This is a genomic window from Gemmata algarum (assembly GCF_034097035.1).
Taxonomy (GTDB): Bacteria; Planctomycetota; Planctomycetia; order Gemmatales; family Gemmataceae; genus Gemmata; species Gemmata algarum.
Window position 1 is genome coordinate 1 of record NZ_JAXBLV010000041.1, and the last position, 3,624, is coordinate 3,624.

General features: G+C 67.5%; 3 protein-coding genes. All 3 read left to right on the top strand.

What is annotated here, in order from left to right:
• Positions 1-31: 31 nt before the first annotated feature.
• Positions 32-769 (top strand): lipoate--protein ligase family protein, encoded by a 738-nt coding sequence (locus R5W23_RS05765; protein ID WP_320685509.1) that lies wholly within the window; start codon positions 32-34, stop codon positions 767-769.
• A 239-nt stretch (positions 770-1,008) separates the two neighbouring features.
• The gene (locus tag R5W23_RS05770; RefSeq protein ID WP_320685510.1) at positions 1,009-2,097 is read left to right on the top strand and encodes a hypothetical protein; all 1,089 of its coding nucleotides are present in this window, start codon (positions 1,009-1,011) and stop codon (positions 2,095-2,097) included.
• Positions 2,098-2,925: 828 nt separating this feature from the next.
• Positions 2,926-3,531, top strand: a complete 606-nt coding sequence (locus R5W23_RS05775) for a hypothetical protein (RefSeq protein ID WP_320685511.1) — start codon at positions 2,926-2,928, stop codon at positions 3,529-3,531.
• The last annotated feature ends 93 nt before the right edge of the window (positions 3,532-3,624 follow it).

The following is a 3,624-nucleotide window of genomic DNA, read 5'->3' on the forward strand; positions in this document are numbered from 1 at the left end:
CGAAATCACGGGGCAGGGATAAAATGCCGGTATGAGCCAAACCATCCGCCTGTTACCGTTTGCCGGCGCCGACGGCGCCACGAACATGTCCGCCGACGAGGCCCTGTTGGAATCGGCGTCGGGCGGCGTCGCGTCGCTGCGGTTCTACACCTGGAGCGAGCCCACGCTGTCGCTCGGCTACTTCCAGCGGGCCGACGAACGCGCCGCCGACGCGAACCTCGCGCGGCTGGCGTGGGTCCGTCGCTCGACCGGCGGCGCGGCCATCGTTCACCACCACGAGCTGACCTACGCGCTCGCGCTTCCGCCGGGAAAGGAGTGGGCGTCCGCCGAGCACTGGATTTGCCGGATGCACCACATCGTCCAGCGCGTCCTGCGCGCACACGGGGTGGAGACGCACGCGGTGGTGTGCGGCGAGGAGCAGAAACTCGGCCCGGTGGTCTGCTTCCTGCACCAGACGCCGGGCGACTTGCTGCTGAACGGGTCGAAGGTGGCCGGCAGCGCGCAGCGAAAGATGAAAGGCGCGCTCCTTCAGCACGGCAGCATCTTGTTGCGCCGCAGCGCGTTCGCTCCCACACTCGGTGGGATTTGTGACGCCGAGGGGGCGCCCGTGTTCGAGCCCGAATCGCTCGTGAAGCTGATCGCGGCGGCGTTTGCGGCGGACACCGGTTGGACGCTGGCGCGCGGGGACTGGACCGCGACGGAGCGGGAACGCACCGCGGCGATTCGGGCCGAGAAGTACGCTCATCCGGACTGGAACGAGAAACGGTAGGCCGGCCGGTCGTGGCTTCGTTTCGAGCCACCCGGGCCTCATGTTTATGAAGGCAGATTTTGACAGGATCGACAGGATAAACAGGATTTTAAATTGATCGGTCTTCATCCTGTTTATCCTGTCGGTCCTATCAAAATTGCTTTGGTGCCTTCGTGCCACGTTGCCCTCGTGCTGGTCGCGCCCCGCGAGTGGGGCGCACTCCGCCCCGCGTTCTCAACGACTTCTCCGATGTGGGGCGTATGAGCGAGTCGCGTTACACCGTTCGGCAGTTGGGTTGGTATCAGCCGCCGCACGGCGACCCGTACACGCGCCGCGTGCCCACGGCGGTGCCGGTCGCGGGGTTCGACACGTTCGACGCCGCGGAAGAACACCGACGAGAACTCGAAGCGGGCGCCCGCGCGGGCGAGAACCCGTTCCGGTTCGGCGGGTGCTCGGTCTTCTTTCAGTCGTCGCTTGACGGGATGCGGCTGCACGACTGGCTGATGGACGAGGGCATTGACCCGCCCGCCAGCGAGTTGCGCCACGGCGACTGGCACGAGTGGTGGGCCGCATTCGCGCACACCTGGACCGAAGGCCAACTCCACCACGCCTGGAGCGCGTTCGACAAGGTCCGGTTCTTCGACGTGGTCGAGGAGCCGCAGAGCGTTGCGCACGCCGTGGTCGAAATCGTGTGGGGCCTGCTGGAGCGCGACTGGAATGCGATGACCGCCGGCACCGAGGGCGGCCGGCTGATGGGCGTGTACCGGCGGGCGGCGCGGGCCGAGCGGTTCCGGGCCGAACTGAGCCGCGACCGCAACGCGGGCGGCGGGCGCTACCGGTACGACCGGCGCGCCGGGTACTCGGCCGACCCGCACAACCCGATCCCGGCTCGTCAGGCAACGTTTTACGAGGCGCTGGCGGTGCCATCGGACGTACCGCCGTTCGCCGGAGTCGGGTACTTGGTGCAGCGCCGCGCCGTGATCGACACTTTTGCGGGGACGGTGTGGCGGACCCGCCCGCCGGCCGACGCGCGCGTTCCGGTGGCGCTGTACGCGTCGCGGTCGGACGCGATCGAGCACCGCGACCGGCTCGCCGCAGAGAGCCGGCAGGTGCTGAACCCGTTCGTCTTCGCCGACCCGGCCCACGGCGCGGCGACGGAAGGCGCCCGGGAGGAACTGGCCGCCCTCGGGCTCCCGTTACCGGTCCCGTCCGGGGACCGCCGCCGCGACTGGATCGAGTGGTGGGACCTGTGCCAGGAAGATGTGTCGGACGAGCTGCGCGCGGCGGTGTGGCGTGCGTGCGACCAGCCGATGTTCGAGGTGCTGCGCGTGGAGGTGGCCGATGAGTGACCTCGGCCGGTTCGTGGTGCGGCGACTGAACTGGCGCCCGGCCGGTGAGCACTTCATCCGGTTGCCGGGTGTGGTGTGGTTGGGCACGTTCGACAGGTTCGGCGCCGCATCGCAGACTCCTGCGATCGCGAGGCCGAGGTGCGGCATGTGAACACGTTCCGGTGCGGCGCCGTGTGGCACGCGCTGACGGCCACCCCGGATGGGGTAGGCCTCAAACGATTGAACCCCTGGAAATCCAGGGGTTCAATCGTTTTCATAGAGAAAAATTCAGCGAGGACGACGGGACTCGAACCCGCAACCGCCGGATAGACAGGCGTTCTTTTGACAGTAGCTTCGGCCTGCAGAAGTCACTAATTCCCAACACATTATCGCAGCGGCGAGCGAGTTGCAAGACCTCATGAAGCCGAGCGAAGGACTACAAGAAATCACGGTAATTCGAGACATCACCCATCGGTAACCCGGTAGACGCGGATCGGGGCCTGCGCACGTGGGCCGATCAACGGATGGAAAGCCTGCCGTACCCCGGTCACCGTGTCCCACAAACCGCACCGCAGACCGAATAACCGCGTTTGGTGCCATCCCTGTCCGCCCAGGACCTCTGTCTGCCGCCCGGCGGTCTCGGGGGTCGTCGGGATCTCCAGGGGTGGGTGTGTCGTCGGCCATAGCCAGGCCGCCCGACATCGTCTGACCGCACGCCCGGCGTCCGGCAACTGCCGCTGACCGGACGCAACCGTTTCGTTTTTCGCTTCCGTGTCGGAGCTGAGGTGCGGAAAACGTCTCGATCTACAATGTCGGCTCCCGGCAACGTAGGAACAGGATGGCATTGTGATGGGCAACTCGTACACGTTCACCGTCGACGTGTTCCGCACCGTTTGCGACAGGCTCGCCGCGAACGCCGCCGACCTGCGGTTGCTCATCGAGGCCGGCGAGTCGTTCGAGGAGTGGCTCGCCTGGGAGGCGTTCCTGGCCTGCAAGCTCCGGCAGGAGAGCTATCCGTTCTGCGAGGTCGCGGCAAAGCCCGCCTACGCGAGCGAGGGCGTGTCGGCCTCGTCCGACCCGGAGAGCGACCTCGGCGACCTGCGGGTCGGCGGGCCGAACGACGGGGCCGACCACTGCTGGGTGTTCGCCGAGTTCGTGCTGCTCCACCACGGTAACCGCACCGGCGGGGAGTGGCCGCGCAAGATCGAGGCCGGGGCGGACAAACTCAAGCGGCTGGGGTGGAAGAAATCGGCTTCGCTCTTGATCGTGATTGCGGCGAGCCGGGGCGGCGTGATGGCTGAGTGGGCCGACGACCAGGCGGGCTGCGCGGTGTGGAACCGGCCCGCCCTGGCCGACCCGCTCGTCATTCCCCTGCCGGGCGGCGGGACGCTGGTGTTGAAGGCGTTCGACGTCAAGCAAGATCCGGCTCACACGCTCACGAACGCGGCCCGGTGAGCACAGCCAGACCGGCTGCTGCCTGGCTCACCTGCCGAAGAACGCGGATAGCCCCGGCGTGAGGCACCGGGCCTCCATCGGCGTGGGTCATAC

Excerpts from the sequence above, each read along its gene's own strand:
- R5W23_RS05765 (WP_320685509.1), top strand. The coding sequence starts at position 32 with ATGAGCCAAACCATCCGCCTGTTACCGTTTGCCGGCGCCGACGGCGCC.
- R5W23_RS05770 (WP_320685510.1), top strand. The coding sequence starts at position 1,009 with ATGAGCGAGTCGCGTTACACCGTTCGGCAGTTGGGTTGGTATCAGCCG.
- R5W23_RS05775 (WP_320685511.1), top strand. The coding sequence starts at position 2,926 with ATGGGCAACTCGTACACGTTCACCGTCGACGTGTTCCGCACCGTTTGC.